The sequence below is a fragment of the Algoriphagus terrigena DSM 22685 genome, from assembly GCF_000429445.1.
GTDB lineage: Bacteria > Bacteroidota > Bacteroidia > Cytophagales > Cyclobacteriaceae > Algoriphagus > Algoriphagus terrigena.
Genome location: NZ_AUBW01000005.1, coordinates 225,971 through 251,941, shown reverse-complemented (window position 1 = coordinate 251,941; position 25,971 = coordinate 225,971). Strand labels below are relative to the sequence as shown.

Below are 25,971 nucleotides of genomic sequence, written 5' to 3'. Positions count from 1 at the left end.
CAACCTGCTGAAAATCATTAAACCGGGATTTTGATTAGTAGTTTTTCATTAGGTTTTTAAAATCCTGAATCCCCTTAGCATGGCATTTTTTCAACAATTTCAATAGAAGTTGGGCGGTCAGGAAAGCATCTCCGGCTGCGGTGTGTCGGTCGTCTGTCTCGATTCCATAGCGGGCACAAAGTGCGTCCAGGCTGTAGGACTCAAGGTTGATTCTACTTCGGTCTGCGTGGGGTCCGTGCTCCAGTCGGATTGCCAAGTTGCCTGTGTCGAGGACGGCATTTGGCAGCCGCTCGATCCCAAAAGGTTTCAGTTCCTTTTCCAGCAGCTCCAGATCAAAGCCGACATGATGTCCCACCAGGATTGAATTGGCGAGATAGGGAAGGAGTTTTTTAAGAAAATCTTCCAGGGGAATTTGATCCTGAATCCCCACCAGACCGTGAATCGGAGCGGTTTTTCCGCCGGAGTTTTTGGCGGTCGGATACCATTCTACCGAAGATTGGATTTGGATCTTTCGCTCGAAAATTTTCACTCCGCCAAACGACAAGATGGAATCCTTGGCAGGGTCCAAGCCGGAAGTTTCGGTGTCAATCACGGTGAAATTCAATTGATCAATGGATCTGATGCCGGTAATGGGCTGCGCGTTGATTTCAAGAAAATCACGGATGAAATCCAGGCGCTCCGCCTTTGGCTTCCAAAACTCCCACCAGCTCATCGTCGGAAATAGTCTAGCTGAAATCGGATATTGACGATCTCCTGAAGCTCAGAGATCGGGGAAAAGGCGTTTTTCAACAGTTGCCGCTGGAGTTTTCCAAGAGATTTGGGTTGGATGTAGCGGCCGTTGCTGCGGGTCTGCAATCCCTCCAGCGCGCGCATCCGCATCAGGATCTCGTAGGCTTTTCCTGCTTGGGAGAAAAGCTCCGAATTGCCTGGTTCCAGTTCAGAAAGCTTTTCAAACCGCTTGAAGGTATTGTTGATTCCTACGATCCGGTGGCTCAAAACCAGGAGTCGGGCCAGGTCCGTCAGTGGAAGCATTGCTCTGGATTTGATGTCAAACTGATCCCTGTTTTCGCCGGATTTCTCGACCACGAAGTCTTTGAAAAAGCCAAGGGGAGGCGGATTTTTCAACGCATTTTGAGCTAAGAAATTCAGAAAGATCTGCTTCTCGGCGATTTCCTGATAGATGTGCTCGGTGAGCTCCTCGGCCAGCGCTTTGGAGCCGACGACTGCCCGATAGTCAAAGAATATCGACACTTTCATCAGCGCTTCGGGACTCGGATGAAGTATCCACTCGCTAAAGTAGTTTTTCCACACGCTCAGCGGCTGAACCCATTCCGGATTGCTGGCCATGATCTTGCCGGGGCAGGGATCGAAACCGCAGGCCAGAAGCACTTCGACGATTCCCTCGCCTAGTTTTTGGAAGTATTCGGAGGCTTCTGCCTTGAGCTTTTCCGGGACATCCTGATAGAGAATCGCGTTGTCCAAGTCAGTGCGGAGCAATTGCTCTTCCCGGCCCTCACTTCCCATAGACAGAAAGCAGAACCGGACTTTTGCCATCTCCGGATAGTCAGTCAGCAATTTTTGCTGCACGATCTCCAAGGCTTGACTGATGATGACGTCATTGATCTCGGTCATCACCGAGGCGACAAATTCCATGGAAATTTCATTCTCCAGATAGTAGAGAAGCATCTGCTCAGCCCGATCCCGGATGATTCGCATGTCGCTGACCTCAAGTGTATTCATCAAGCCATGGATCAGGACAGCAGGACTGTTGCCCATAGAGAGGAATACGTCATGATCGGAGAGAATGCCGGCCACCGGACTTTGCTCACTGCCATCGACCGTCAACACCAGATGGTGAAGACGATGACGGATCATGGTCAGATACAGGTTGGAAAATCCGTCCTGCTTTTTCCGGGTGATTACCGGGCTGGTCATGACAGCCCAGACGGGGTTTTTGGTGGATATTCCAGGCGCCAAAACGCGGCTACGCAGATCTTTATCCGTCAGGATTCCCTGGGGGAAATCATTCTCGTCGCAGATTACAATGCTGCTCACCTGTGCATCGGCCATGAGTTTGGCGGCGTGCTGGATCGTCGTGTCCGGGCCGCATTTTAGGACTTTTTCGGAAAAGTTGATTTGGCTCTGATCCGAAAAGATCAATAGCGAATGATCACCGGAAGCACTTTTGAACGCCCCTCTTGCTCTTTGGCCTTCGGAAAGATCCTGCCGGACGACCACTTGGCCAGCTGCGAATCCCGCTGCGAAGAAGAGTGCTACTCGGCTGTTTTCCTCCAGGATTTTTTCAAAAATAGCTACCGGAATCGCGTAGATCAGGCAGTTTTCGACGACTTTGGAAGTCAGGAGATAGGGCCTTTTTCCCAGCAAAGCCAAGACACCAAAGACGTCTCCTTCGTCGCAAACTTCGTGGATTTCGTCGCCTTTGGAGGAGCTTTCGACCAGATGGATGATGCCTTCTTTCAGGATGAAAAAGTGGGGTCTGGCGACATCTCCCTGGTGAAAAAGCGTCTCGCCTTTTTCCAGGTATTGAATTTCCACGGCTTTGGCGACGAGATCCAGATCCGCTTTCTCCAAAAAAGAAAACGGCGGAAATCTCTTTAGAAACTCGGCGACTCGGTTGACGATTACATTGCTCATTGGCACAGAGGAGGGCTGCTGGGAATCATGTCTGACAGAATGGCAAGAAATAGTTCGGCTTAAGAATTGAGAGAACCCCGACTCAAGCTATTGTAAATGAAGGTGCTTTTCAAATTTTTGAGGCCATTTCGCAGACTTCTTTGGGCGCTGATCGTAGCCTTTATGGTTGGCGTGCATAACTTTTACAAGCAGGAGATGGACTCGCCGGATTCAATTGTCAATTCGATCGAGATAGATGAGCGAGAGGACGACTCCGCTCCCAAAGATTGAATTCAACGAACAAGAGCCGGATTTACCCGGCTCTGATTTCTTTGCGTTGCCATGCCTTATTACAAGCGTCAGACTACTTTCTTCCTTCTATGATCTTCTCTACCACGTCCGGATCGAGGAGCGTGCTGGTATCGCCCATTCCGTCCAAGTTTCCTTCTGCCACTTTTCTCAGGATTCGGCGCATGATCTTGCCGGAGCGGGTCTTTGGCAGTCCAGGCACGATCTGGATTTTATCAGGCTTCGCTATCGGGCCAATGATCTTGGAGACCGTATCCTTGATCTCGTTGATCAGGTTGTCCTCGGTGCGGTTGGTCATGTCGCAGATCACATAGGCGTAGATGCCCTGACCTTTGACCTCGTGAGGATAGCCCACCACGGCAGATTCGATGACTTTAGGGTGTTCGTTGATGGCGTTTTCCACTTCCGCGGTTCCCATTCTGTGGCCGGAGACGTTGATCACGTCATCGACGCGGCCCAGAATTCGGTAGTATCCGTCATGATCGCGCTTGACACCGTCACCGGTGAAGTACATGTTTTTGTAGGTGGAGAAGTAGGTCTGCTTGCATCGCTCATGATCTCCGTAGGTCGTTCTGATCATGGACGGCCAGGGGAATTTGATACAAAGGTTGCCTTCGACCGAGTTGCCGGTAAGCTCGTTTCCTTCCGGATCTACGATGCAAAGTTGCACTCCCGGTAGCGGCAGGGTGGCGTAGGCGGGTTTGGTGGGGGTGATTCCGGCAAGCGGTGAAATCATAATCCCGCCTGTCTCGGTCTGCCACCAGGTATCTACAATCGGGCAGCGACCCTGACCGATATGGGTATGATACCAATGCCAAGCTTCCTCATTGATCGGTTCGCCGACAGATCCGAGTACCTTGAGCGAGCTTAGATCTTTTCCCTGTATTGGATCCGTGCCAAAAGCCTGTAATGCGCGGATTGCCGTGGGGGCGGTGTAGAACACATTGACTTTGTGCTTTTCGATTACATCCCAAAAGCGGCCCGGTGTCGGATAAGTTGGCACTCCCTCAAACATCAGGGTGGTGGCTCCGGCCAAAAGTGGCCCATAAACGATGTAGGAATGTCCGGTGACCCATCCCACGTCAGCAGTGCACCAATACACATCGCCGGGGGAATATTGAAAGACATTGTCGAAGGAGTATTTGGTGTAGACCATGTAGCCGCCGATGGTGTGGACCACGCCTTTCGGCTTGCCGGTGGAGCCGGAGGTGTAGAGGATATACAGCATGTCTTCGCTGTCCATTTCCTCGGCGACGTTGATCTCAGATTCTTCTTTGACGACATCGTGCCACCAAAAATCCCTTCCATCCACCATGTTGGTTTCTTGGCCGGTTCTTCTGTAGACGATGACAGTTTCCACGGAAGATTTTTCCAAGGCCTCGTCCACTACAGTTTTGATTCCGATTTTCTTGTTTCCACGATAGTTGCCGTCGGAAGTCAGGATTGCTTTTGCGCCGCAGTCAATGATACGATCTGCGAGAGAAGAGCTGGAAAATCCTGCAAAAACCACTGAATGAACGGCTCCGATTCTCGCGCAAGCCAGCATGGCGATGGCCGCTTCCGGTACCATCGGCATGTAGATGATCACGCGGTCACCCTTTTGGATTCCTTTGCTTTTCAATGCATTGGCAAATCGGCAAACCTCCTCAAACAGCTGACGATAGGTGAGTGTTCTCGTCTGTTCCGTAGGTTCGTTGGGCTCCCAGATGATCGCAGGACGGTCCCCGATGGTGTATAAGTATCGCTCGAAAATGTTCTCGGTAATATTCAATTTTGCATTGACAAACCACTTGACGTCCGGCTTTTCAAAGTTCCATTTCAGGACGCTGGACCAGCGTTTTCTCCAGTGAAACGAATCCGCAATCCTCGCCCAAAACTCCTCGGGCTGTGCAACACTTTTTTGGTATTCGTGAAGGTACCCGCTGAGGGTGTGTAATCGGTCACTCATTGTAGGTAATGGTTATAGGGGGTATTGAAAATTAATGATCTTGAGCCGCTCCCGCTCCTTTTGGAATCCGGATATTTTGAATCAGATCTTGGACATGCTGGGGTGGTGCAGGGGTAAATTTAGAAACGACGTAGCAAACCACGAAATTCAAACCCATTCCGACAGATCCAACTCCTTCGGGGGAAATCCCAAACCACCAATGGTCCGGCGTATTGATCGTCGGATCGACAAATTTGAAATACACGATGTATCCGATGGTGAAGACCAGACCAGTGATCATACCGGCTATGGCGCCTTCTTTGTTGATCCGGGTGGAAAATATTCCCAGAATAATCACCGGAAAGAAGGATGCCGCGGCCAGTCCGAAGGCAAACGCGACGACCTCAGCGACAAATCCCGGGGGATTCACTCCAAAATATCCTGCAAAGACAACTGCGCCCGCAGCTGCAAGTCTTGCGATGCGAAGTTCTTTTTTCTCCGAAATTCCAGGGTTGAAGGTCTTGACCAAATCCCGGGAGACAGAGGTGGAAATCACCAACAGTAAGCCTGCGGCAGTCGATAGCGCCGCAGCCATCGCACCGGCAGCGACCAGTCCGACCACCCAGTTGGGCAGGTTGGCGATCTCCGGTCCGGCCAATACCATGATGTCTTTATCGATTGACAGTTCATTGGTCGCGGGATCGGCTAGGTACTGGACCTTGCCGTCTCCATTTTTATCATCCACCGAGATGAGGTTGGTTTTTTGCCAGTTTTGAACCCAGGTGGGCAGTTCGGAGATGTTCTTTTCCGAAGTGGAGTTGATCGCATTGTAGATCCCGAAAGCCGCCACCGCTGGAGCTGTGGTGTATAAGATGGCGATGAAAAACAAGGCATATCCTGCGGAAAGACGGGCATCTTTCACTCTTGGCACCGTGAAGAAACGAACAATCACGTGAGGCAATCCGGCCGTGCCCACCATCAAGGCGAGCGTAATCATCAGCATGTCTCCCATGCCTTTTCTCCCTGAAGTATATTCTGCAAAACCCAGATCAGCCAGCACTCCGTCAAGCTTTGCCAAGAGTGGCGTACCGTCTGCCACATCGCCACCAAGACCAAGTTGAGGAACAGGATTGCCTGTCAGTTGCATGGAAATGAAGATCGCAGGGACCATGTAGGCAAAGATCAGCACGCAAAACTGCGCCACCTGAGTGTAGGTGATCCCTTTCATCCCGCCCAAAACCGCATAGAAAAAGACGATGCACATCCCGATCACTACACCCCATTCGATGGGTATCTCGAGGTAGCGGGAAAAGACGATCCCCACGCCTCGCATCTGACCTGCGACATAAGTGAAAGAGATGAAGAGCGCACAAATCACGGCTACGACTCGGGCTTTGTTAGAATAGTAGCGGTCTCCGACGAAGTCAGGGACGGTGAATTTGCCAAACTTTCGAAGATAGGGAGCCAACAGAAGCGCCAGCAAAACATATCCTCCTGTCCAGCCCATGAGGTAGACGGAGCCGTCGTATCCGGAAAAGGATATCAGCCCCGCCATGGAGATAAACGACGCTGCAGACATCCAGTCTGCGGCAGTCGCCATGCCATTAGCCAACGGAGAGACGCCGCCGCCTGCCACATAAAACTCCTGCGTAGAGCCTGCGCGGGTCCAGATCGCGATTCCGATGTAAACGACAAAAGAAAGTCCGACCAGCAAGTAGGTCCAGGTAAGTATATCCATCTCGATAGTTAGTCTTCGTGAACGTCGAATTCCCGATCCAGTCTATTCATTCGGATCACATAGATAAAGATCAACAGGATGAACGAATAGATCGCGCCCTGCTGGGCAAACCAAAAACCAAGTGGGTATCCACCTACATGATACTGGTTGAGCGGCTCGACCAAGATGATCCCAAACCCAAAGGAGACAACAAACCAAACAGACAGTAAGATCAGCAGTGTCCGCAGATTTTTCTTCCAGTAGACAGACATTTTGTTCGGAGTTTCGGGCATATAGAATTGGGGTTTCGGAGAGAAAAAACAAATGAAAAGGCATTTAAAACGCCGATTCCGGCAAAGAAATTTCTGCTTTTCAAATCAAAAATGAAATACTTGAATCTGGAAACAGAATCCAAGTTCTTTTCTTCGAAAACCCAATTTTTTTAAAAACTTCCTGCCATTTCTTCAAAAAATTCCCGATTATCCGATAGGCTTTTCCGGAATACACTATTTTTTCAGAAAAGGAGAAAATCATATGAAATGCCCATGAAAATACTTCTCAAACAGGAGAATGATTATTCGAAGCATTCTCTCGAATCAAATTCGGGACAGGCTATATGGCCATTAAGAAACAAATTATAATCATATGAAATACTCCGAAGCCATTGCCAGCGCTGCAGCGACGAAGGTCACGATAAGCTTGTTCAGCTGAAACGTGTGATGGGGGCTGCTTTCGAAAAAAATCGTAGTGGAGATGTGCAAAAATCCACCCGTTACCAAGCCGTAGAGTAGGCCGATGCCTTCATTGGACAGGACACCCTGATTGATGAAAAAGGCACTTGAAAACATGCCCAGCGGTGAAGCCAGAGCGAAAATCGTCAGAAAGATAATTGTCCATTTCTTGCTCAGCGAAGCAGAAAGTACCGCTGCAAGTGCAAACGCCGCAGGGCCTTTGTGCATGATAATCCCAAGCAGCACGGACTTGTCGCTGTGCGAATGCCCGGACATCAGCGACTCCTCCGGCATCGCACTTCCGTGCGACAGGAGCGTACCCTCGAGAAATGCGTGGATGAAAAGGCCCAGCATCAGCGTGATCACGCCCTTGGAAGTCTCAGAATGATGCTTGTGGATGTGGCCGTGCTCGATCCCCGATGACCAGAATTCCAGCAGCTGCTGCAAGAGGAAACCCAAGAGGATGTAAAGTCCCATCCGGGAATTGCTGTAGCCGGAGTTAAAAAGCTCTGGGATAATGTGCAGAATGGTGATGGAAAAAAGGTAGGAACCTGCGAAAACCAATACCAGTTTGAAAAATCGATCTTTGAAGGTCGGCGCAAAAAACACCAGCGACCCACAAATCATCGCGGTAAAAAAAAGAACCAGAAAGTTTATTCCCATAGCGAGCGGTTGGCTTTTGTCCGTAGATCGACAAAGCAGTTTAGGTGATAACCCAGGCAAAGGTAAGAAAATTCAATAATGTTGCATTTAGCGGCGCTATTTTACCGGGAAAGATAAAACACGGCTGAGCTCAGGGCTGATGTACTGGACTGGTTTTCCTCCTTTTTCATTGTAGATCAGCAACATTACAAGATCGGAGCGAGCCGAATCAAGGCGGATTGCTTCGCGCCAACCCATCACCATCAAGGCGTCAGAGAGCGCGTCGGCAGTTTTGGCATCGGGACCGACGACGGTCACTCCGAGTAGTCCATGACTGACAGGTAGACCCGTTCTCGGGTCGAGAGTGTAGGACATCCGAAGCGAGTCCTTGGTGTAAAACTCCTCGAAATTCCCGGCCGTGGAGATGGCTTGATCCTGAAGCGCAATGATGCCATCTGCTTTCGCTTGCGTGCTGTCGGCCAAGTGGTGTACGCCGATCTTCCAGAGTTCCTCCCGCTCATTGGTGCCTTTTGCGAGGTTCTCTCCGCCGATCTGGATGAGGTAGTTTTTGATGCCTTTTTCTTCCAAAAATGCTCCAATTAAATCCATCACATAGCCTCTGGCCGACCTGGAGAAATCGAGGAAGATGCCCGTAGTCGACTTCCGTATCAGCGTGTCGGTCACACTTATTTTTTTCAATCCCACATAAGGGAGGATCGACCTGATGTCTGTGCTGTCCAGCAGTCGCGCTCCGGAGGGAGAGAAAGTCCACACATCTTCGATCGGCTTTTGGCTTGGGTCTAGCGCGCCGTTGCTGAGGTCGTAAGTTCGATTTGCTTCCAGGAGCATTTGTACTAATGTCTCAGACGGGGATGTCAGCGTGTCGCGGAGGTTTAACCGATTGATCTCGGAGGTGGGTTCGGACGTAGAGATGCTCAGGCTAAAAGCATTGAAAAGCGAATCAATGGAAGACTTGAAAACCCTGTTTTCCTGATCGAGATAGGTGATTCGATACTCTGCATCGAGTGTGTTGCCAAAGAAGTGGACTTTTCCCGGTTGAGATTGCGCCTCCAAATCGGCGGCAGATTTGCCCTCACGGGTCCGCCACGCATATACCAGCAATACCAATGCAAAGAGTACAAGTGAATAGATGATGTTCTTCCGGGCGTTGGGATTCATGAGGCGCTAATTTTCAGGCAAATTTAGGTCATTTTTTGTCAGGGAGGACAAGATCGGCAAGTTCTCCGCATGCGGTTTTGTTTATATTTGCGCGTACCCCACACGCCATGAGAGAAGATTATCTGAGAGGAGACGAAGAGCAGCTGACCCCAAAAGACAAAGAATTTGAGCGGGCGTTGCGACCCTTGAGTTTTGAGGATTTTACGGGACAGGCCAAGATTATCGAAAACCTCAAGGTCTTTGTCTATGCTGCCAAGAAGCGAAACGAACCGCTGGATCATGTGCTTTTGCATGGCCCTCCAGGTCTGGGAAAGACGACGCTGAGCAATATCATCGCCAACGAACTGCGTGCCGGGATCAAGATTACCTCAGGGCCCGTCTTGGACAAGCCCTCTGACTTGGCGGGTTTGCTGACCAATCTAGAAGAAGGCGATGTGCTTTTTATAGACGAAATCCACAGACTCAATCCGATCGTGGAGGAATATCTCTATTCTGCGATGGAGGACTTTCGCATCGACATCATGCTGGACTCTGGGCCAAACGCCCGCTCGGTGCAGATCTCGCTCAGCCCATTTACGCTGATTGGCGCGACGACCCGATCCGGATTGCTGACCTCTCCACTTCGTGCCCGATTTGGGATCAACTCGCGGTTGGAGTACTACGACGCGAAGCTATTGACAGACATCGTGATCCGCTCTGCTGGGATTTTGCAGACGCCGATTGATGAGATAGCAGCCTACGAAATAGCCAGAAGAAGTCGCGGTACGCCGAGAATCGCGAACATGCTCCTGCGCCGAACCCGGGATTTTGCCGAAGTGAAAGGCAACGGGACCATCACGCTTGAGATCGCAAAGATTGCACTCAATGCGCTGGATGTCGACGAAAATGGCTTGGATGAGATGGACAACCGTATCCTGCTCACCATCATTGAGAAGTTCAAGGGCGGACCTGTTGGACTCAGTACCATTGCCACAGCTTGCAGCGAAGAAGCGGAGACGATCGAGGAAGTCTATGAACCTTTCCTGATTCAGGAAGGGTACCTGAAGCGAACTTCCAGAGGTCGAATGGCGACAGAGTTGGCATACACCCATCTCAAGATCAAACCTACCGGAGCGAGTGGGACGTTGTTTGATCTTTGATAAAATCATAAAAAAGCGGCCAACGGGCCGCTTTTCTTGTTTTCAACTGATGGCCGATTTTCTGACACCCTCTGGTCAGTGAGTCCGTTTTTAGCTTGAAAGACTGCCAGGCCACCCATTCGTTTATGGTAGAGGTCTTTCAAAACAGCAGAATAAATTGCACTTTGAATACTTGATTTCAATCTGATCAGATCGCCCAAAATGCCCAGATACCTTCTTATCGTATTTTTCGCTTTCAGCTCGTTTGCCATTCATCCAGAAAAGACCTCGCCGACTGTTGCGTCGCACCGACCACAAGAGGAATACTTTGCCAAAGAAAGAGGCCGGGTAATCCGACTTGCAGAAGAATACGAAGACGAAAAGCCGATTACCGTGACTGCCGAGTCCAGTCCCCGGAGCGCCGGCGGAGTTCATGATTTCTATTCCGAAGGAGACTATTGGTGGCCGGACCCGGATAACCCAGAAGGGCCCTATATCCAGCGGGATGGTCTGACCAATCCTGATAATTTCACCGCGCATCGTGAGGCGATGATCCGGTTTAGCCAGATCTCCGGTGCCTTGGCTTCGGCCTATTTGGTAAGCAGAGACGATAAATATGTGGAAGCTTTGGCTCCCCATCTGAAGGCTTGGTTTATCGATGAATCGACTAAGATGAACCCACACCTGCTCTATGGCCAAGCCATCAAAGGAAAGGTAACTGGACGAGGCATCGGCCTTATTGACACGATTCAATTAATGGAAGTGGCCAAGGCAATCCAGGCTGTGGAAGGTTCGGGAGTGATTTCTCCTGCGGAAATCCAGCAGATGAAAGGCTGGTTTGCGGAGTATTTAACCTGGATGACCACCCATCCCTATGGAATCGCAGAGCGGGATCACGGCAACAATCACAGTGTCTGCTGGGCGATGCAGGCGGCAGTTTTTGCGCAGCTGGTCGGAAACCAAAAAGTGCTTGACTACTGCAGGGAAATGTACAAGACGGTGCTGCTTCCCGATCAAATGGAGGCAGACGGCAGCTTCCCCTTGGAACTCAAGCGCACCAAACCTTACGGCTACTCTCTATTCACCCTCGATGCCATGGCTACACTCTGCCAAGTCTATGCCGGTAGTTCGGAGAGTTTGTTTGACTACGAGACTCCCGACGGAAAATCGCTCGCCTCGGGGATCTCATTTCTCTATCCCTATGTCGCGGACAAGGATTCGTGGCCTTATCAAAAGGACGTGATGTACTGGGAAGAATGGCCAGTGAGGCATTCTTTCCTGCTTTTTGGAAGTTTGGCCTACGACCAGGAAAATTATCTGCAGCTCTGGAATACCCTTGATGCGGACTTTGATACGCCAGAGGTCGTCCGCAATATGCCTGTGAGATTCCCGCTGCTATGGGTGGGTAGGGAGTAGATCAAGCGCAGACCCTGGATGGATTCAATTGAATGACTGTCGAAAAGCTATAGGTGAAAGGTTAGTCTTACTCTTGAACAACTTGCTGAAAGACTGCGGATGCTCAAATCCCAATTCGTAGGCAATTTCGCTTACAGACAATTGGGTGGTTGAGAGGCGTTCCTTTGCCTTGGCGATCAACTTTTCATGAATATGGTTTTGTGTGCTCTGTCCAGTCAGGGATTTTAGGGAGTTGCTCAGATAGTTTGGAGAAACAGCTAGCGAATCTGCGATAAACTGAACGGTCGGCAGGCCTTCATACTTTTGGCTTTCGCTGCCGAAATATTCCTCCAGCACCTCCTCCAGTCGGGTGAGTAAGGCATGATTTTCTATTTTTCGGGTGATAAACTGCCGCTCATAGAATCGCTCAGCGTAGTTCAACAAGAGCTCAATTTGGGAAATAATGATGTTTTGGCTGAATTTGTCGATGTTGGTTTGATACTCCCGCTGGATATTCAGCATGATCTCCGTGATAGTCTGCTCTTCTTTTTCAGAGAGAAACAAGGCCTCTGTAAGCGAGTAATCAAAGAAGGAATATTGTTTTATCCGCTTTGCCAAAGGCGTATTCCAAAGAAAATCAGGATGGATCAACAAAATCCATCCTGACGGTTTCTTCTGCGGATCGTTTTCCACATAGGCTACATTCAAGATCTGATTGGGAGCAAAAAAAGACATCAAGCCCTCGTCAAAATCGTATGTCAACTGTCCATAGCGGTATTTTCCCGGCACATCTTTTTTGGTCGCAATCGAATAATAAGTGAGCAACCAGCTCACCTGATCATGCTCTGGAGCATACTTTACCTTACTGTAGTCAACCAGACTAACCAACGGATGTAACGGGGGCCGAAGCCCTCGGAGTCGGTGAAACTCCGAAATCGAATTGATCTTGATTACTTTTTTGCTTTCCATTGCTTTCTCTTTTAGAAAAGGACAGGGTGGTGCTTGTCACCATCTTTGTCCAACCCAAACCAGTTGCTTCGGCTTGTGGGCACACAAAGCGAAACTTGTGAATCAGCTGATCTATCCGTCTTGCCGAATCCCCACCCCTCGAAAAATCCTATAGAAATATCCCCCCGGCAACTTCTATACGCTGCCCATTGATCCAGCGTGAATCTTCTGAACACAAAAACGCAACAACGCCGCCGATATCCTCGGGTTCACCAACTCGCCCTAAGGCCGTCACTCCCGCTATTATGCTTCTCTTTTTATCGTTATCCCTATTTTCTCCACCGCCGAACTCCGTGGCTATTGCCCCTGGAGCGACCACATTGGCGGTGATCCCTCGAGGCCCTAGTTCCTTGGCCAAGTAGCGCGTAAGCACTTCCACGCCGCCTTTCATCGCGCCATAGGCGGATGAATTTGGAAGACTAAATCTAGCCAAACCTGAGGAAATATTGATGATTCTACCTCCATCGCTGAGTAAGGGGACGGCCTTTTGGGTAAGGAAATAGACGCCTTTCAAATGGATATTCGCCATCTCGTCAAACTGGGATTCGGTCGTCTCGAGAAAGGGAACATAGATTCCAGTCCCTGCATTATTGATGAGAAAATCGAACGTATCAACACCTTTCTCTTCCTTCAAATAACTGGATAGCTGTGCAAAGAATCCATCAAAACTCTTTACATCACTGGTGTCCAATTGAAGTGCTTTTCCCGTCGTGCCGGCCTTCTCTATTTCAGTCACCACCTCATCAGCGGCAGAGCGATTTGTGTGGTAGGTGATTACAAGATCGATGCCTTTTTTGGCGAGGTTGATCGCCATGTCCCGTCCGAGGCCACGGCTCCCGCCGGTGACCAATGCAATTTTATTGTTTGCCATTTTCTTTGATTTTTGTTTCTACAAATCTCCGGCGAATCGTAAAAACAGACGTAGCCAAATCTATGGATGTCGTAGTCAAAAGAACGGGACACGCTAGATGCTGGCCTGGGACAAACGCTCAATCATGACGATTTTTATGAACTAACCTAGTCGAAACTCGGAAAAATCAATGAAGTCCAACTTCTTAAACAAGCCAGATCTAAAAAAAAAGCGATCCTTAGATCGCTTTTGCTGTTTCCATCTGATTGATGATATCCTCGTAGTCGAGCTTGTTCCAGTTTTCGGTGATCAGCGGATCGGCCATCACTTTGTTCATGACCGCTTCCTGGAGTTTACCTTGGGCATAAGCCTCCGCGTAGCCCATATCAGAAAAAGTCACCATCGTATAGAGCGGAATCCAGTCCTTGGGATAGAGCTCATGAAGCTTGGCTTCGATTTTTTTGCGAAGCATAAACTTCGGATCTCCTACAGAATCCCGCATTTCCTTAAAGTTTTCCATGGCCAATTGGCAGACGGCGTCGGTATCCGGTTTGCGTTTTTTCTGGAACTTTTCGAAAACAAGATCCCAGGCATTGGTTCCAAGCTTTTCGATCAGGCCGTTTAGAATGTAGCAGTCTTCAAAGCCGCAGTTCATCCCTTGACCGTAAAACGGCACCATCGCGTGCGAAGCATCCCCCAAAAGCAGGGAATTTCCCTGCACCCAAGGATAGCATTCGATATTGATCAGCGCTGCGGTCGGGTTTTTGAAAAACTCGGTTTTCAAATCCGGCATCAGTTGGTAGGCATCATCGAAATAAGCTCTGAACATCGTTTCCAGGTCTTTTTCGTCCTGGATTTTCTCAAAGCAAACCTTGGAACCAGTAAAGGGCAGGAAGAGCGTGCAGGTGAAGGACTTGTCAGGATTGGGCAATGCAATCAGCATAAACTTGCCACGCGGCCAGATATGCAGCGCATTGGGATCCATGGCAAATTCGCCGTCAGCCGTAGCTGGGATCGTCAGCTCCTTGTATCCGTGGGGGATAAATTCCTGCTTGTAATTGAAGCGGATCTGCTTCTGCATGGACATTCGCAGGGAGGAATAGGCTCCATCCGCTCCGATGACCACTTTAGGATTCAGGACTTCTTCTCCTTCAGGAGTTTCAAAAGTCACTTCGTTTTTGGTGAAATCGACGTCCAGACACTTGTGTTCAAAGTGGACTGTCGCTCCCAAGCGCTCGGCTTCCTCGACCAGCAGTTGGTTGAATTTTCCTCTGGAAATGGAGTAAATCGCCTGATTGGCTTTGCCATACGGGATGAGCGTGGTATTGCCATGCTCGTCATGCACCCGTCTCCCATACATGGGAATCGCCAGCGGCAGGACCTTGTCTTTCAAGCCCACTTGCTCCAGACTTTTCCAGCCCCGATCACTCAAGGCCATGTTGATGGATCTACCGGCTTCAGAATAGGGAGTTTTGCGTTTGTCGGGCCGCTTGTCGTACAGTGACACTTCCAAGCCCTGACGCTTCAGGTATATGGCCATCAGACTGCCGATCAGGCCGGCACCTAAGATGGTGATTTCGTTTTTTTTCATCGGATAGTTTTACCCACGCTTCTTTTAAGCGAATTTCTTCAGGGATTGTTCCAAAATCTGTGCAAATCGAAACACGTCCAAGAAGCTGTTGTACAGCGGAGTAGGTGCCAGACGGATTACGTTAGGGTTTCTCCAGTCGCCTACTACACCATGTTGATACCATTCATCGAAGACGGCTTTGCCGCCCCGGTGAATCAGCAAAGATAACTGACAGCCTCTTTCGGCAGGGTTTTTTGGGGTAATAATTTCCAAAACCCCTGATTCTCCGCTGATTTCGCGGATCAGGAATTCCAGATAGGCGGTCAGTTTTTCGCTCTTTGCCCGCAGGTTTTCAATGCCGGCTTCCTGAAAAATATCCAAAGACGCTTGATGTGCAGCAAGACCCAGGACATCTGTATTGGCTAGTTGCCAACCATCCGCGCCAAACATGGGCACAAATCCCTTCTCCATGCGGAAGCGTTCTCCTTCATCGTGTCCCCACCAACCCCCAAACCGGGGCAAATCCGCACGCTCCGCAAATCGCTCGTGGACAAAGATCCCCGAAATATTGCCAGGACCGGAGTTCAGGTACTTGTAGCTGCACCAAGTCGCAAAGTCCACATCCCAGTCGTGAAGTTTCAACGCAGCATTTCCAGCTGCATGAGCCAAGTCAAAGCCAGCCAAGGCTCCGACGGAATGAGCCGCCGCCGTGATCGCTTTCATGTCAAATAGCTGCCCGGTATAATATTGCAGTCCGGCCATGTTCACCATGGCGAGTGAGTCGCCCTGCTTCTGGATTTCCGCAATGATGTCTTCCGTCCTTAAGGTGTGTTCGCCTGCTCGGGGAGAAAGCTCAATCAAAGTTTTCTCCGGATCCAGTCCGTGAAACTTGATCTGGGTTTCGAGCATGTATTGGTCCGAGGGGAAAGCTCCCGCCTCCACGATGATCTTGTAGCGTTCGGCTGTGGGCTGGTAGAAAGACACCATCAGCAGGTGCAGGTTCACCGAAAGGTTGTTCATTGCTACCACTTCGTGTTCGTGAGCGCCGACGATCTCGGCCAGGGCGGGCTTGGACTTTTTCCGAACATGAAACCAAGCGTCTTCTCCGTGAAAATGCCCATCCACTGCGAGATCTGCCCAGTTGTTCAGCTCCTTTTCCAAGTGATCCTTGACCGATTTGGGCTGGAGACCAAGCGAATTTCCACAAAAATAGATGGCTTCCTTTCCATTGAGTTTGGGAAAGTGAAAGCGGTATCTGAAATGCGATAGCGAGTCTTTTTCGTCTAATTCGCGGGCAAAGGATTCGGTGTATTGGAAATGATATGAGGTCATATTTGGGATTTTTTGTTGCAAAGTTGCAAGGTCATAAGGTTATAAAGTAATGCGCCTCGGAGGTTCTTCTAACTTTGCAACCTTTCTACTTTACCACTTTCCAACTTTTATTTCTCCATTCTTGTCCCGCAGCTTTTGCAGGTTCTCAGCTCGTCATTGGACCAAAAGCGCTCCATGATCGGAGGAAGTTGGGAGACGATATCGGTCAGTTCGACATACTCCTCGTGCAGCTTTTCTCCGCAGTTTTCGCAGTGCCAAATGAAACCATCTAACTCACCCGCTTGACGGTAGCGCTCGATCACCAAGCCAACGGTATTGGCCGGGCGGCGTGGAGAATGGGGAACTTTGGCGGGTAAAAGGAAGATCTCACCTTCCTTGATTTCAATGTCTTTGGGCTTCCCGTCTTCGATGATTTTGAGGACAATGTCACCTTCCAACTGGTAGAAAAACTCCTCGCTTTCGTCATAGTGATAATCCTTTCTCGAGTTGGGTCCGCCGACGACCATCACGATAAAATCGCCGTTGCCTTTGTACACCTGCTGGTTGCCTACGGGAGGCTTGAGGAGGTGACGGTTTTCATCGATCCATTTTTTGAAATTGAAGGGTTTTGCTACGGCCATAGGGTCAAAGGAATTGTTGAAAGGGCTAAAAATAGGCATAAAGCTGTTCTTTTTTGTCTTATTTTGTCCGAAAACGTACCCCTTCCATGAAATATCCGATAGCCGATATGCACTGTGATTTGTTGTCCTTTATGGCAAAAATCCCCGCTGCCGATCCTTTTGACAGAGACCAGATTGCCTGTGCTTTTCCCTGGCTGAAAGATGGGAATGTCAAGATGCAAGTCTTGGCGATCTACACAGATGTCAAGCCGGAAAGCATGGATCTCGCTGGGAAGCAGGCAGAAATTTTTGTGGATTTGCTGCGCAAAGAGGTGGACACAGTTGGGCGTTTTGACTCTGCTTATATCCAAATTCAACCGGAGCAAATAGGTATCATTGCCTCGGTGGAAAATGCAGCTGGGTTTGGAAATGAAAATGCCTCTTGGCCTGACATCTATTCCCAGTTTGACTCGATTGTTGACAATGTTGGACAGCTGGCGTACATTAGCCTAACGCACCATACCGAAAACCGCTTTGGTGGTGGCAACTACACCGAAGGAATCGGGCTCAAAGACGACGGAAAACACCTGCTCGATTACATGGCTGGCAAGAAGATCCCAATTGATCTTTCCCATACTTCTGATCTTTTGGCAGAAGGAATCTTGAATCACATCGACCAAAACCAGCTTGACATTGCTGTGATCGCCAGCCACTCCAATTTCCGGGCGATCTGGGATCACAAACGGAATCTCAGCGATGAATTTGCGCAGGAAATCATCCTGCGTGGAGGAATCATCGGGGTGAATTTTCTCCGGGCATTTTTGGATCCTAAATTTCCTGAGAGGCTATTTGAACATATTCTGCATGGATTCAGCCTGGGTGAGGACGCGATCTGCTTCGGGGCGGATTTCTTCTATACGAAGGATTTTCCGGACAAAAGCCGGCATCCGTTTTATTTTCCTTTGGCAGAAAATGCCGGAAAATATCCTTCCCTTTTGGAAAGCCTGAGCAAGAATCTTGATGCATCCCAACTCCGAAAGCTGGCCTCAGAAAACGTGTTTAACTTCTACCAAAAACTCTGGAACTGATGTCGAGCCACCATTTTGTAAAAGACCAGCAAGAACCTGCGGTGTTTATCCTTGACACCGCCGAACTGAGTTTTGAGACCGTTTCTCCACTTTTGGAATGGGTGCCGACGGTCTTGGTGGGACAGGAATGTCTAGAAACCGTGCTGAGTTGGGGAATCAAGGTGGATGTGATTCTGGCGACGGAAGCCTTTCAAAAAGACAATCTCCAATTGCTTGAAGAACAATATCCGGTCAAGTTTCTGACTGCGTCGCCAGAAAATACGCTAGACGAAGGGCTTCAATATTTGCTGGCGACCAAGCATCCGGCAGCGCATTTGGTGGGACTTTCTCATTTGAAGCATGTGGATTTGGAGGGAAAGCTGGAGTTGTTTGACCTGACGATAATGGATGGCGACTGGAAATACTATCCGGTCAAAGGCGGTAAATTCAAAAAATGGTTTGCAGAAAGCACGATCCAGATCTTGGGAAAAGAAGGGATGCCGGTTGAGATCTCCAATGAAAACGGCAAACTGATGCTTCCTTTGGTTTATTTGAGTCAGCTGGAAATGCCTGAGGGGATTACGGAGATTGCGGGGAAGGGGATTTTTTGGGTTGGGGAAGAGGTGAGTTGAATTGGGAAATTGTTGGGTTGGAAAATTAGTTTCATAAATCCCTAATTGTAGCATTCAATATTTTTTAAATTGAATGGATGGGAATTTGGCAAGTCCAGACGAGCGGAGCAAAATGGTGTTTTACTACTTTATGGCATATTTAGCCATCGATTGACTAGTTATATTTAGAATATGAGCAAAGAGAAATGCCCGAATTGTGGAACATCGCTGGGACAAACCTTAATTTCGAATACCTACGTTATAGAGGGCGAAATTTCCTTTTTCATAAAAGATTTCTCAGAAGACAAGGAAAGGGAGTTTTGTAATAAATGTTACAAGTCTCCTTATGAGGAGGCAACGAAGAAATTCCAAGCTATAAAAACGGAGTGCCAAGATTTTATTGAAGAAAACATTGACCAAGTTCCAATTCTTACTGTTCATGATCCTAAAGGGTGGATTTATAAACCTATTGAAATGGTCACCTCACAATCAGTAATTGGAACAGGGGTAATAAGTGAAATTGCATCTAATTGGACTGATTTTTTCGGAACACAATCCAATTCGTATAGAAACAAACTAAAGGACGGAGAAGAGTTTTGTAAAAAGATTCTGCGGCTTGATGCATTGAATGTTGGAGGCAATGCAGTGATCGCTGCCGATATTGATTACTCTGAAGCTGGTGGAGGCAAAGGTATGCTAATGGTTTGTATTGCAGGCACGGCAGTATCGTCAAGTAATTTGTCAGATTTTGGTTACAACGAAGAAATTCTCCAAATTTTAAGACAAAAGGCGAATATCCTAATTGGCTTATCAAAGTATAATTTTAATAAACACCATATTTAGTTGGTTTCCGTTGAGAAAGTCGAGATAGAATTTGGTTTCTTGGGTTAACAAAAAAAGGAAGGCGAAAGCCTTCCTTTATCACTCCAAACTATAAAGATCGCTTCGTACCTCGCGATGACGGTTACTCCCTCACCCAGCCTACTTTTTCAGTAATCGGCTGACGCTTGCCTTCCGGCCAGTTGTCCGATGCAGGCTTAGCCACATAGAAGAAGCCCATTAGCATATCTTCTCCTTCGAGCCCGAAGTCTTCTCTAGCTTCGCCCCAAAAGGTTGGTCCGCCGGTTCCCCAGTAGCAAGCCAAGCCATGCGCGCAGGCAGTCAGATACATATTCTGGACCGCCATGGCTGTGGCAGCGATTTCTTCCATCACCGGAATGCCGGAGTTTTCAGTTCGCTTCATCAGGATCGCGATCACGTGGGAAGCTTTTAACGGCTGTTCCTTGAATTTCTGAAAGGTCGCTTCGATGAAGTTGGTGCCGTTTTTCTCAGCCCGCATCTTATACATCTCCGCCTGGTAATCCGCAAACTTCTTCAAGCCGGCTCCGGTGTAGACGATAAACCTCCAAGGTTGGGTGACTTTGTGAGTCGGAGCCCAGTTGGCATTTTCGAGTATCTCTTCAATGATGGAGTCATCAATTGGGTCGTTTTCTTTGAATTGGGCAACAAATTGTGAGCGGCGGCCGCGGATGATTTTATTGACTTCTTCGATGTTGAAATTTGGCATTTCCATTTTTATTAGACTTAATCTTTTTGTGATCGATGATTCAATTTGAGTATTCGAGACTATTTTGAGTTCTAAAAGGCAGATTCTACTTTTAAAATTCCCTTATTTTCATTTTTCTAAAAATCATTCTGGGTTTTGGTTTTTAAGTCATCTTTGATTTCATCTGAAATGCCAGGCCAAGTCCAAGCTTCTGGATCAGTCAAGAATTCCTCATCCTCGAAAAAATCGGGAATCAAAAGCTTGTCGTCATCTGCTTCATGCATTTTCTTAAACTGCTCTGCCCACCCTTTTCTTGGATGACTTTCTTGCTTGTCTTCCATGGTCTTTATTTCAACATCCCTTCCAGAAATTCCCTCACATCCTTAGCCAGCGCATCAAAATCCTCTTGGCGGTTGTACATCATGTGGCCGGCTTCATAGTATGTCATGTGGATGCGATCCTGTGGAAAGTTGTGGCGGGCAAAGGTGTATTCCGCATCAAAAAACGGGGTGATCAGATCGTAGTAGCCATTGGCGACCATGACTTGCATCTGTGTGTTTCGGTGCATGGCCTCGCTCAGTGACCTGGCCGTGCTGACATAGCTGGGCTCGTAGTACGCGCCGTCTGGCACCGGTTTCCAGTTCCAGTCGCCGCCCATTCCGGCAGCGGACGTCAGGTAGGGCCGATCCATTGTGACCTTCAAGTCCCGCATCAGGTAGTCGTTGAATACCGCGGTGTAGGCCGACTCCGCCATGTAGTCGCTGGCGTCGCCAAGCACCGGACCTTCCGAAGATTTGTCGGTTTCCAGCGCCAAAAACCGTCCGTCCAGCGTCCCGATGGCTTTTCCTTCGACTCGCAAAAGTTCCTTTTTGAAACGGTGCATCAGGATTTGGTTGTCCGAGCGGAGGATGTAACCTTTATCCAATCCGGTGAAATAGGCCAGCTTTTCGGCGATGGATTCCTTTTGGGCGGGAGTTTGCTTTTCTCCCAAATAGAGCGAGTTCAGGTAGTCGCCATACGCGAAGTCCCTGGCTTCTTGGGCAAAAGCTTCGATGGTCTTGCCCTGCCCGGCTTTGCCATGATACCAGGCGGTCACTGCCTGTGAGGGAAGGTAAGTGAAAAAGGAAGTGAGGTTATCTGCCCAGCTGGACGAACCTGCGTAGTCCAAAGCCTGCGAAATCAGGATGATTCCGTTGAGGGCCATGTTTTGTCCGCCGCCTTCGAGGACCTCAGCGACTTTTGCCGCGCGGGTGGTGCCAAAGCTCTCTCCAGCCATAAGTTTTGGCGCTTGCCATCTGCCGTTTTGGGTGACCCAAATCCGCATAAACTGCGCAATTGACCTCGCATCTTCATTCAATCCCCAGAAGTCAGTATTTTTTCCCACGCCCTCTATCTTGCTAAAACCAGTCCCGATCGGATCGATAAATACCAAGTCGGTCAAGTCCAATAAGGCTTGGGTATTTTCCACAAAACGATATGGCGCGGCACCGTCGTCGACCTTGCCTTCAGAGTCGATCTTGACGACTTTGGGGCCGAAGAATCCCATGTGAAGCCACATGGATGCCGAACCCGGCCCGCCGTTGAAGACGAATGTGACCGGTCTTTTTGCAGAATCAACTCCTTCTCGGACGTAGGACGTGGACCACATCGCGCCGGTGACTTCTCCTTTTGAGTTTTTGAGAAAAATCTCCCCGACTATGGATTTGTAGGTGATTTTCTGTCCGTTGAAAGTCCCCGAGTGTGAGGCTTCAAACTTCTGAGGGTCGCGGGTCACCGGTTTAACTTCGGCTTTTTCTTCCTGGGAAAATGAAATTCCGGTAGAGAACAGCAGTAATAAAAAAGGAACAATGAAGAGTTTATTCATATCGGTTTGAAGGGGGAAATGGTCAAGCAGGTGTTTTAAGATAGGACAAGATTTGTTGCTAACCGTCAATTCTGTCTGGTTCTTGAATCTTGCGTCTTTGATCTTGTATCTGATTTTCAATAATTCAATCCCAACTTCACTCCCCCATACCAATTTCTGGTGGGTGCAGGCTGGTAGTACCTGCCGCCAAAGGCATTCAGATCATTGCCCAGCGAGTAGCTTTCATCTAACAGATTGTCCACCCCGGCAAAAAGCTCGAGATCCCATTTCCCGAGTGTTTTTGCATAGCCAAACCGGAGGCTGACCAGGTTGTAGGCATCTTGGAAAACCGTATTGGCATCGTTGAGGGGAAGCTCGTCGGTAAACTGGTGCGTGAGGTGCAGGTAAAGCCCGAGCGAAGTTCTGACATCCAGGCGACTGACCAAATTGTTTGGAGGCACGCCGGTGAGGTCATTTCCAGAGAAGTCGGTGTCCTGTTTTTGGTAGTCTTTGAAGGTAAAAAACTGACCGGTGTAAGCCATGCCAACCAAAACGTCTTTAAAAAAGCCCGATGAATTTCTCAAGATCGCATAATCCAAAGAGGCCTCGATTCCTTTTTGATCCGTTGCTCCAGCATTGCGGAAGAGCACGACTCCGTTTTCATTGGTGTAGGTCGTGATGGTCTGATCGAGCTTCAGATAGTACACGATCAGTTCTGCATTGAATCTCTCTTTCCCAAGTCGATAGCCGAGCTCGTAATTCACACCTTTTTCGGCTTCCAGATCCAGATTTAAGCTTCCCTCGTTGGTCCGGACTTCGTCGATGGTCGGAGGGGAAAAGCCACTGCTGATCGATCCATAGACCGAACTTTGCGGGTTCAGCATATAGTTTAGCGCTACTCTCGGCACGATCTCCGGATCGAACTTGCGGGTTTGAAGACCAGTAGCTCCGCCCGCGGCGTCAATCTGCCGGTCGATTTCATAGCCGGAGAAATTTTCACTCAGGCCCAGCGTGAAGAGTAGCTCCTCTGTCAGATTCCATTCCGCCTGCTGGAAGAGAAAGCCTTGGTAGGCCCGCAGTTTGTCCGCAAAGCGAACGGTATCTGCGACTCCTTCCCGGTTGCCAAAGTTTTGGGCGTCCGTCAACCCGTTTTGGTATTCGGCTCCGGCGACTATCCTCAAAGATTTTCCGGCTAATTCTCCGTCATAGGTAAACTTCGTCCTCGCTCCATAGCCAAAACCCAGTTCCTTTTTATAATCCAAGATGAATGGGTTCTCGAAGTCGTTCGTGTTCAGATACACGGTGGTATTGTTGCTGGTTTTCTCGGAAAAGCGATACAAATGGCCTAGGGAAAGCAGCAAAGCTTTTTGGGAAATGGAGCTGTTTTGAGCCACCGAACCCGGTCTCGCTTGGGTGGGGTCGGCAGCAAGTTGGTCCGCGTTCAAGGCCCCGGGAATCTGGTAATCGAGGTCAGAAACCAAGAGCTGCGTCCGGATTTCCTGTTTTTCTGACACTGGGAAAAATCCTCCCAACTGAAAAACCTGCCGGTCTACCGCGGAATGCTCGCGATATCCGTCAGATTGCTGACTGACGAAAGATGCTTCAATACCACCTTTTCCGAGCTGTTGTGAAATGCCCACACGATATTTTGAAAGACCAAAGTCTCCAGCCAAGTAGTCTGCAGAAACCCGGTTCCCGGTTTGTTTCGGTTGGCTGAAGAGGGAGATCGCTCCGCCGTTTCCGGCTCCGTAGATACTTCCGGATGGACCTTTGATCACTTGAGAAGTTTTGATGTTGGCTAGGTCGAGGAGATTGAGCGCCGTGGTGCCGTCGGGCGCGGTGAAAGGCACTTCATTCCAATAGACTTTTACATTTCTCACCCCAAAAGGCGAGCGAAGCGAACTGCCTCGGATCGAAACACGATAGCTGGCGGGTGCACGTTCCTCGATCCGCACTCCTGCTTTTTGGTTGAAGGCACTGACCGGCGATACTTCATTGTAGCGGCTAAAATCCCGCTCCGTGACCTGAACAATGGCAGCAGATTGCTCCAAAAGCGGCCTTTCGCTTTCAAATGCAGAAACAGTAACGGTTGCTAAGTTTAAGACTGTAGGAACCAACTGAACTTCATGCTCTCCAGCGGCGAAAAGTTTTTCGAGCGTTTCGTATCCTTCCAAGGCGAAAGAAATCCTGAGGTTTTCTCCGGGAAAACCAACGATGCCAGAGGCGTTTGTTTGCTGGATCGCTTGGTTTTCGGCCTTCACTCTGACATTTTCCAAAGGTGCCCCGGAGATCTGATCGGTGATTTTGAGTTGGATCTGGGCGTTGAGGGTTTGGCTGATCAAAAAGAACAAAAAGACAAGTGCTTGTTTCATGGTGGGAAATTAAGCGGATTCACCCAGACAAAAGTTCAAATGTTTTTTAACGATTGAAAAAATGAAGTGTTTGGCAGTTTCAGCTAATGAATCAGATTGAAACTCAGGGGAGGCAAAAGCAAATGCTTGGATTAGAAGCTTGAATGGAATAATTTCTAACAAGTTTTATACAGGAAGTTTTCACTTGCTGACGACTGCACACCGCTTTCCTTGATACAAAAACCATGAAAAACCTACTCCGTCCCCTGATCGCCCTCCCTCTAACTTTACTTTTTCAGCTCTCCTGTGAAGGACAGATGATGGCCAGTCGAGACAAAAACGGCGACATTCCTTTCAAGAAAACAGTCCTCTTTTCTGAATTTGTGACTGAAGGAGTGGCCGTCGGAGATGTCAACAACGATGGAAAGATCGACGTCATGGCGGGGCCGTTTTGGTTTGAAGCGCCGACTTGGAAGCGGCATGAAATCTACGAACCCAAGCTATATGTGGCCGAAGAAGAGTGGAGCGATTCGATGTTGAATTTTGCCTTGGATGTCAATCAGGACAGTTGGGTGGACTTTATTCGTTTTGATTTTCCGGGAAAAGGAGTCTATTGGCATGAGAATCCGCAGGGGAAGGATGTGCATTGGGAGGTACATCTGATCCATGAAACTGTCGGAAATGAGTCCCCGGGATTCTATGACGTGGATGGAGATGGCCGAAAAGACATTCTCTGCGGCGAAGTAGCAAACAGACAGATGATCTGGCTCAAATCACCGAGTTCGAAGGAAGATTTGACTTGGGAAAAATACACGATCAGTAAACCCCAGACTCCGGGTTCGGAGAATTTCTCCCACGGCTTGGGCTTTTCGGACATGAATGGAGATGGCAAGTCCGACGTGATCATCCGGGACGGTTGGTGGGAAAATTCTGGAGATGTAACTCAGCCCGATTGGGCTTGGCATCCTGCGAATCTCGGTGAGCCAGCATCTCAGATGTATTCTTTCGACTTTAGTCAAGATGGAGAGATGGATGTGTTCGCTGCATCTGCCCACGAGCGGGGGATCTGGTACTATGAAAATCAGGGCGACGGTAGCAATCAGAAGTTTACCCGTCATGTCCTGACCGAGGAGATGTCGGAGACGCACGCGGCGGCTTTTGCCGATGTGAATGGAGACGGGAAGAAAGACTTTGTCACAGGCAAGCGTTACTATGCCCACATGCGCGAGGGGACCGGCGCTTTAGAGCCGGCCTATCTGTATTGGTTTGAGTTTGTCCCGGGCAAGAATCCAAGATGGCTGGCCCACCAGATCGACGATGATTCAGGCGTGGGTCTTAACGTGGTATCCGAAGATATCAACGGGGATGGTTTGACCGACGTGGTGATTGGCAATAAGAAGGGGATCTTTGTCTTTGAGCAGAAAAGAGATTGAACACTTCGACAGGCTCAGTGCAGGAATGGGAAGATTTTAAAATTCGCGATTTGCTGGAGCCTAGCAGTAACTAACAAAGGGAATATTTTCCATGGTCCATGGACTAATG

23 protein-coding genes are annotated in these 25,971 nt (G+C 49.0%); 7 read left to right on the top strand and 16 right to left on the bottom strand.

Annotation, left to right across the window (positions count from 1 at the left end; genetic code table 11):
* Window positions 1-34: 34 nt before the first annotated feature.
* Together G459_RS0105330 and G459_RS0105325 are read right to left on the bottom strand one after the other, a co-directional pair.
* Window positions 35-712 (bottom strand): 3'-5' exonuclease, encoded by a 678-nt coding sequence (locus G459_RS0105330; protein WP_026966709.1) that lies wholly within the window; start codon window positions 710-712, stop codon window positions 35-37.
* The gene (locus G459_RS0105325) at window positions 709-2,655 is read right to left on the bottom strand and encodes a DUF294 nucleotidyltransferase-like domain-containing protein (RefSeq protein WP_026966708.1); all 1,947 of its coding nucleotides are present in this window, start codon (window positions 2,653-2,655) and stop codon (window positions 709-711) included. The genes G459_RS0105330 and G459_RS0105325 overlap by 4 nt, the downstream gene beginning before the upstream one ends.
* A 96-nt stretch (window positions 2,656-2,751) precedes the next feature.
* Here G459_RS0105325 and G459_RS30140 point away from each other — a divergent pair, with 96 nt between their 5' ends.
* Window positions 2,752-2,925, top strand: coding sequence for a hypothetical protein (locus G459_RS30140; RefSeq protein ID WP_169724999.1), 174 nt, complete (start codon window positions 2,752-2,754; stop codon window positions 2,923-2,925).
* A 73-nt stretch (window positions 2,926-2,998) separates the two neighbouring features.
* Here the strand turns inward: G459_RS30140 and acs are convergent, their stop codons facing one another.
* From acs to G459_RS0105290, 5 genes are all read right to left on the bottom strand, one after another.
* Window positions 2,999-4,891, bottom strand: a complete 1,893-nt coding sequence (acs, locus tag G459_RS0105315; RefSeq protein ID WP_026966707.1) for an acetate--CoA ligase — start codon at window positions 4,889-4,891, stop codon at window positions 2,999-3,001.
* A gap of 31 nt (window positions 4,892-4,922) precedes the next feature.
* The gene (locus G459_RS0105310) at window positions 4,923-6,608 is read right to left on the bottom strand and encodes a sodium:solute symporter family protein (protein ID WP_026966706.1); all 1,686 of its coding nucleotides are present in this window, start codon (window positions 6,606-6,608) and stop codon (window positions 4,923-4,925) included.
* 8 nt (window positions 6,609-6,616) lie between these two features.
* Entirely contained in the window at window positions 6,617-6,880 is a 264-nt protein-coding gene (locus tag G459_RS0105305; protein WP_026966705.1) for a DUF4212 domain-containing protein, read from the bottom strand.
* Between the two features lie 348 nt (window positions 6,881-7,228).
* Complete coding sequence (locus tag G459_RS0105295; protein ID WP_026966704.1) at window positions 7,229-7,981, bottom strand: ZIP family metal transporter; 753 nt, start codon at window positions 7,979-7,981, stop codon at window positions 7,229-7,231.
* Window positions 7,982-8,077: 96 nt separating this feature from the next.
* Window positions 8,078-9,139, bottom strand: coding sequence for an FAD:protein FMN transferase (locus tag G459_RS0105290; RefSeq protein ID WP_026966703.1), 1,062 nt, complete (start codon window positions 9,137-9,139; stop codon window positions 8,078-8,080).
* Between the two features lie 107 nt (window positions 9,140-9,246).
* On the opposite strand from G459_RS0105290, the gene ruvB reads away from it, so the two are divergent.
* Window positions 9,247-10,278: a Holliday junction branch migration DNA helicase RuvB gene (gene ruvB, locus G459_RS0105285; RefSeq protein WP_026966702.1), complete on the top strand. Its 1,032-nt coding sequence runs from the start codon at window positions 9,247-9,249 to the stop codon at window positions 10,276-10,278.
* 201 nt (window positions 10,279-10,479) lie between these two features.
* Window positions 10,480-11,673: an alginate lyase family protein gene (locus G459_RS26895; RefSeq protein ID WP_051315081.1), complete on the top strand. Its 1,194-nt coding sequence runs from the start codon at window positions 10,480-10,482 to the stop codon at window positions 11,671-11,673.
* 24 nt (window positions 11,674-11,697) lie between these two features.
* Here the strand turns inward: G459_RS26895 and G459_RS0105270 are convergent, their stop codons facing one another.
* The 5 genes from G459_RS0105270 to G459_RS0105250 all read right to left on the bottom strand — a co-directional run bounded on the left by G459_RS0105270 (window position 11,698) and on the right by G459_RS0105250 (window position 17,032).
* The gene (locus tag G459_RS0105270) at window positions 11,698-12,621 is read right to left on the bottom strand and encodes a helix-turn-helix domain-containing protein (protein WP_026966701.1); all 924 of its coding nucleotides are present in this window, start codon (window positions 12,619-12,621) and stop codon (window positions 11,698-11,700) included.
* Between the two features lie 148 nt (window positions 12,622-12,769).
* Window positions 12,770-13,531: an SDR family NAD(P)-dependent oxidoreductase gene (locus G459_RS0105265; protein WP_026966700.1), complete on the bottom strand. Its 762-nt coding sequence runs from the start codon at window positions 13,529-13,531 to the stop codon at window positions 12,770-12,772.
* Window positions 13,532-13,748: 217 nt separating this feature from the next.
* Entirely contained in the window at window positions 13,749-15,101 is a 1,353-nt protein-coding gene (locus tag G459_RS0105260) for an FAD-dependent oxidoreductase (RefSeq protein ID WP_026966699.1), read from the bottom strand.
* A 24-nt stretch (window positions 15,102-15,125) separates the two neighbouring features.
* On the bottom strand, window positions 15,126-16,412 hold the full coding sequence (kynU, locus tag G459_RS0105255; protein ID WP_026966698.1) for a kynureninase: 1,287 nt from the start codon (window positions 16,410-16,412) through the stop codon (window positions 15,126-15,128).
* 107 nt (window positions 16,413-16,519) lie between these two features.
* Window positions 16,520-17,032, bottom strand: a complete 513-nt coding sequence (locus G459_RS0105250; protein WP_026966697.1) for a 3-hydroxyanthranilate 3,4-dioxygenase — start codon at window positions 17,030-17,032, stop codon at window positions 16,520-16,522.
* A gap of 86 nt (window positions 17,033-17,118) precedes the next feature.
* Between G459_RS0105250 and G459_RS0105245 the strand changes: the two genes are divergently transcribed.
* From G459_RS0105245 to G459_RS28845, 3 genes are all read left to right on the top strand, one after another.
* Window positions 17,119-18,099, top strand: coding sequence for a dipeptidase (locus G459_RS0105245; RefSeq protein ID WP_026966696.1), 981 nt, complete (start codon window positions 17,119-17,121; stop codon window positions 18,097-18,099).
* A complete protein-coding gene (locus tag G459_RS0105240; RefSeq protein ID WP_026966695.1) occupies window positions 18,099-18,710 on the top strand; it encodes a hypothetical protein in 612 nt (203 codons plus the stop codon). The genes G459_RS0105245 and G459_RS0105240 overlap by 1 nt, the downstream gene beginning before the upstream one ends.
* Window positions 18,711-18,881: 171 nt before the next feature.
* The gene (locus tag G459_RS28845) at window positions 18,882-19,532 is read left to right on the top strand and encodes a heavy metal-binding domain-containing protein (protein ID WP_051315080.1); all 651 of its coding nucleotides are present in this window, start codon (window positions 18,882-18,884) and stop codon (window positions 19,530-19,532) included.
* 121 nt (window positions 19,533-19,653) lie between these two features.
* Here G459_RS28845 and G459_RS0105230 read toward each other — a convergent pair whose 3' ends face one another.
* The 4 genes from G459_RS0105230 to G459_RS0105215 all read right to left on the bottom strand — a co-directional run bounded on the left by G459_RS0105230 (window position 19,654) and on the right by G459_RS0105215 (window position 24,450).
* A complete protein-coding gene (locus G459_RS0105230) occupies window positions 19,654-20,262 on the bottom strand; it encodes a nitroreductase family protein (RefSeq protein ID WP_026966694.1) in 609 nt (202 codons plus the stop codon).
* A 110-nt stretch (window positions 20,263-20,372) separates the two neighbouring features.
* Window positions 20,373-20,576, bottom strand: a complete 204-nt coding sequence (locus G459_RS26885; RefSeq protein WP_035455196.1) for a hypothetical protein — start codon at window positions 20,574-20,576, stop codon at window positions 20,373-20,375.
* A gap of 5 nt (window positions 20,577-20,581) precedes the next feature.
* Window positions 20,582-22,099 carry a S10 family peptidase gene (locus tag G459_RS0105220; RefSeq protein ID WP_035455268.1) on the bottom strand — a complete coding sequence of 506 codons (1,518 nt, stop codon included), beginning with the start codon at window positions 22,097-22,099 and terminating at the stop codon, window positions 20,582-20,584.
* A gap of 116 nt (window positions 22,100-22,215) precedes the next feature.
* Window positions 22,216-24,450, bottom strand: a complete 2,235-nt coding sequence (locus tag G459_RS0105215; protein WP_026966692.1) for a TonB-dependent receptor family protein — start codon at window positions 24,448-24,450, stop codon at window positions 22,216-22,218.
* A gap of 224 nt (window positions 24,451-24,674) precedes the next feature.
* Between G459_RS0105215 and G459_RS0105210 the strand changes: the two genes are divergently transcribed.
* Window positions 24,675-25,862 carry an FG-GAP repeat domain-containing protein gene (locus G459_RS0105210; protein WP_026966691.1) on the top strand — a complete coding sequence of 396 codons (1,188 nt, stop codon included), beginning with the start codon at window positions 24,675-24,677 and terminating at the stop codon, window positions 25,860-25,862.
* Window positions 25,863-25,971 lie beyond the last annotated feature (109 nt).

Coding starts and splice junctions, on each gene's coding strand:
- G459_RS0105210 (WP_026966691.1), top strand. CDS start 24,675: ATGAAAAACCTACTCCGTCCCCTGATCGCCCTCCCTCTAACTTTACTT.
- G459_RS26885 (WP_035455196.1), bottom strand. CDS start 20,576: ATGGAAGACAAGCAAGAAAGTCATCCAAGAAAAGGGTGGGCAGAGCAG.
- kynU (WP_026966698.1), bottom strand. CDS start 16,412: ATGACCTCATATCATTTCCAATACACCGAATCCTTTGCCCGCGAATTA.
- G459_RS0105220 (WP_035455268.1), bottom strand. CDS start 22,099: ATGAATAAACTCTTCATTGTTCCTTTTTTATTACTGCTGTTCTCTACC.
- G459_RS0105305 (WP_026966705.1), bottom strand. CDS start 6,880: ATGCCCGAAACTCCGAACAAAATGTCTGTCTACTGGAAGAAAAATCTG.
- G459_RS0105265 (WP_026966700.1), bottom strand. CDS start 13,531: ATGGCAAACAATAAAATTGCATTGGTCACCGGCGGGAGCCGTGGCCTC.
- G459_RS0105310 (WP_026966706.1), bottom strand. CDS start 6,608: ATGGATATACTTACCTGGACCTACTTGCTGGTCGGACTTTCTTTTGTC.
- G459_RS0105270 (WP_026966701.1), bottom strand. CDS start 12,621: ATGGAAAGCAAAAAAGTAATCAAGATCAATTCGATTTCGGAGTTTCAC.
- G459_RS0105295 (WP_026966704.1), bottom strand. CDS start 7,981: ATGGGAATAAACTTTCTGGTTCTTTTTTTTACCGCGATGATTTGTGGG.
- G459_RS26895 (WP_051315081.1), top strand. CDS start 10,480: ATGCCCAGATACCTTCTTATCGTATTTTTCGCTTTCAGCTCGTTTGCC.
- G459_RS0105330 (WP_026966709.1), bottom strand. CDS start 712: ATGAGCTGGTGGGAGTTTTGGAAGCCAAAGGCGGAGCGCCTGGATTTC.
- G459_RS28845 (WP_051315080.1), top strand. CDS start 18,882: ATGAGCAAAGAGAAATGCCCGAATTGTGGAACATCGCTGGGACAAACC.
- G459_RS0105290 (WP_026966703.1), bottom strand. CDS start 9,139: ATGAATCCCAACGCCCGGAAGAACATCATCTATTCACTTGTACTCTTT.
- G459_RS0105245 (WP_026966696.1), top strand. CDS start 17,119: ATGAAATATCCGATAGCCGATATGCACTGTGATTTGTTGTCCTTTATG.
- G459_RS0105325 (WP_026966708.1), bottom strand. CDS start 2,655: ATGAGCAATGTAATCGTCAACCGAGTCGCCGAGTTTCTAAAGAGATTT.
- ruvB (WP_026966702.1), top strand. CDS start 9,247: ATGAGAGAAGATTATCTGAGAGGAGACGAAGAGCAGCTGACCCCAAAA.
- acs (WP_026966707.1), bottom strand. CDS start 4,891: ATGAGTGACCGATTACACACCCTCAGCGGGTACCTTCACGAATACCAA.
- G459_RS0105250 (WP_026966697.1), bottom strand. CDS start 17,032: ATGGCCGTAGCAAAACCCTTCAATTTCAAAAAATGGATCGATGAAAAC.
- G459_RS0105260 (WP_026966699.1), bottom strand. CDS start 15,101: ATGAAAAAAAACGAAATCACCATCTTAGGTGCCGGCCTGATCGGCAGT.
- G459_RS0105215 (WP_026966692.1), bottom strand. CDS start 24,450: ATGAAACAAGCACTTGTCTTTTTGTTCTTTTTGATCAGCCAAACCCTC.
- G459_RS0105230 (WP_026966694.1), bottom strand. CDS start 20,262: ATGGAAATGCCAAATTTCAACATCGAAGAAGTCAATAAAATCATCCGC.
- G459_RS0105240 (WP_026966695.1), top strand. CDS start 18,099: ATGTCGAGCCACCATTTTGTAAAAGACCAGCAAGAACCTGCGGTGTTT.
- G459_RS30140 (WP_169724999.1), top strand. CDS start 2,752: ATGAAGGTGCTTTTCAAATTTTTGAGGCCATTTCGCAGACTTCTTTGG.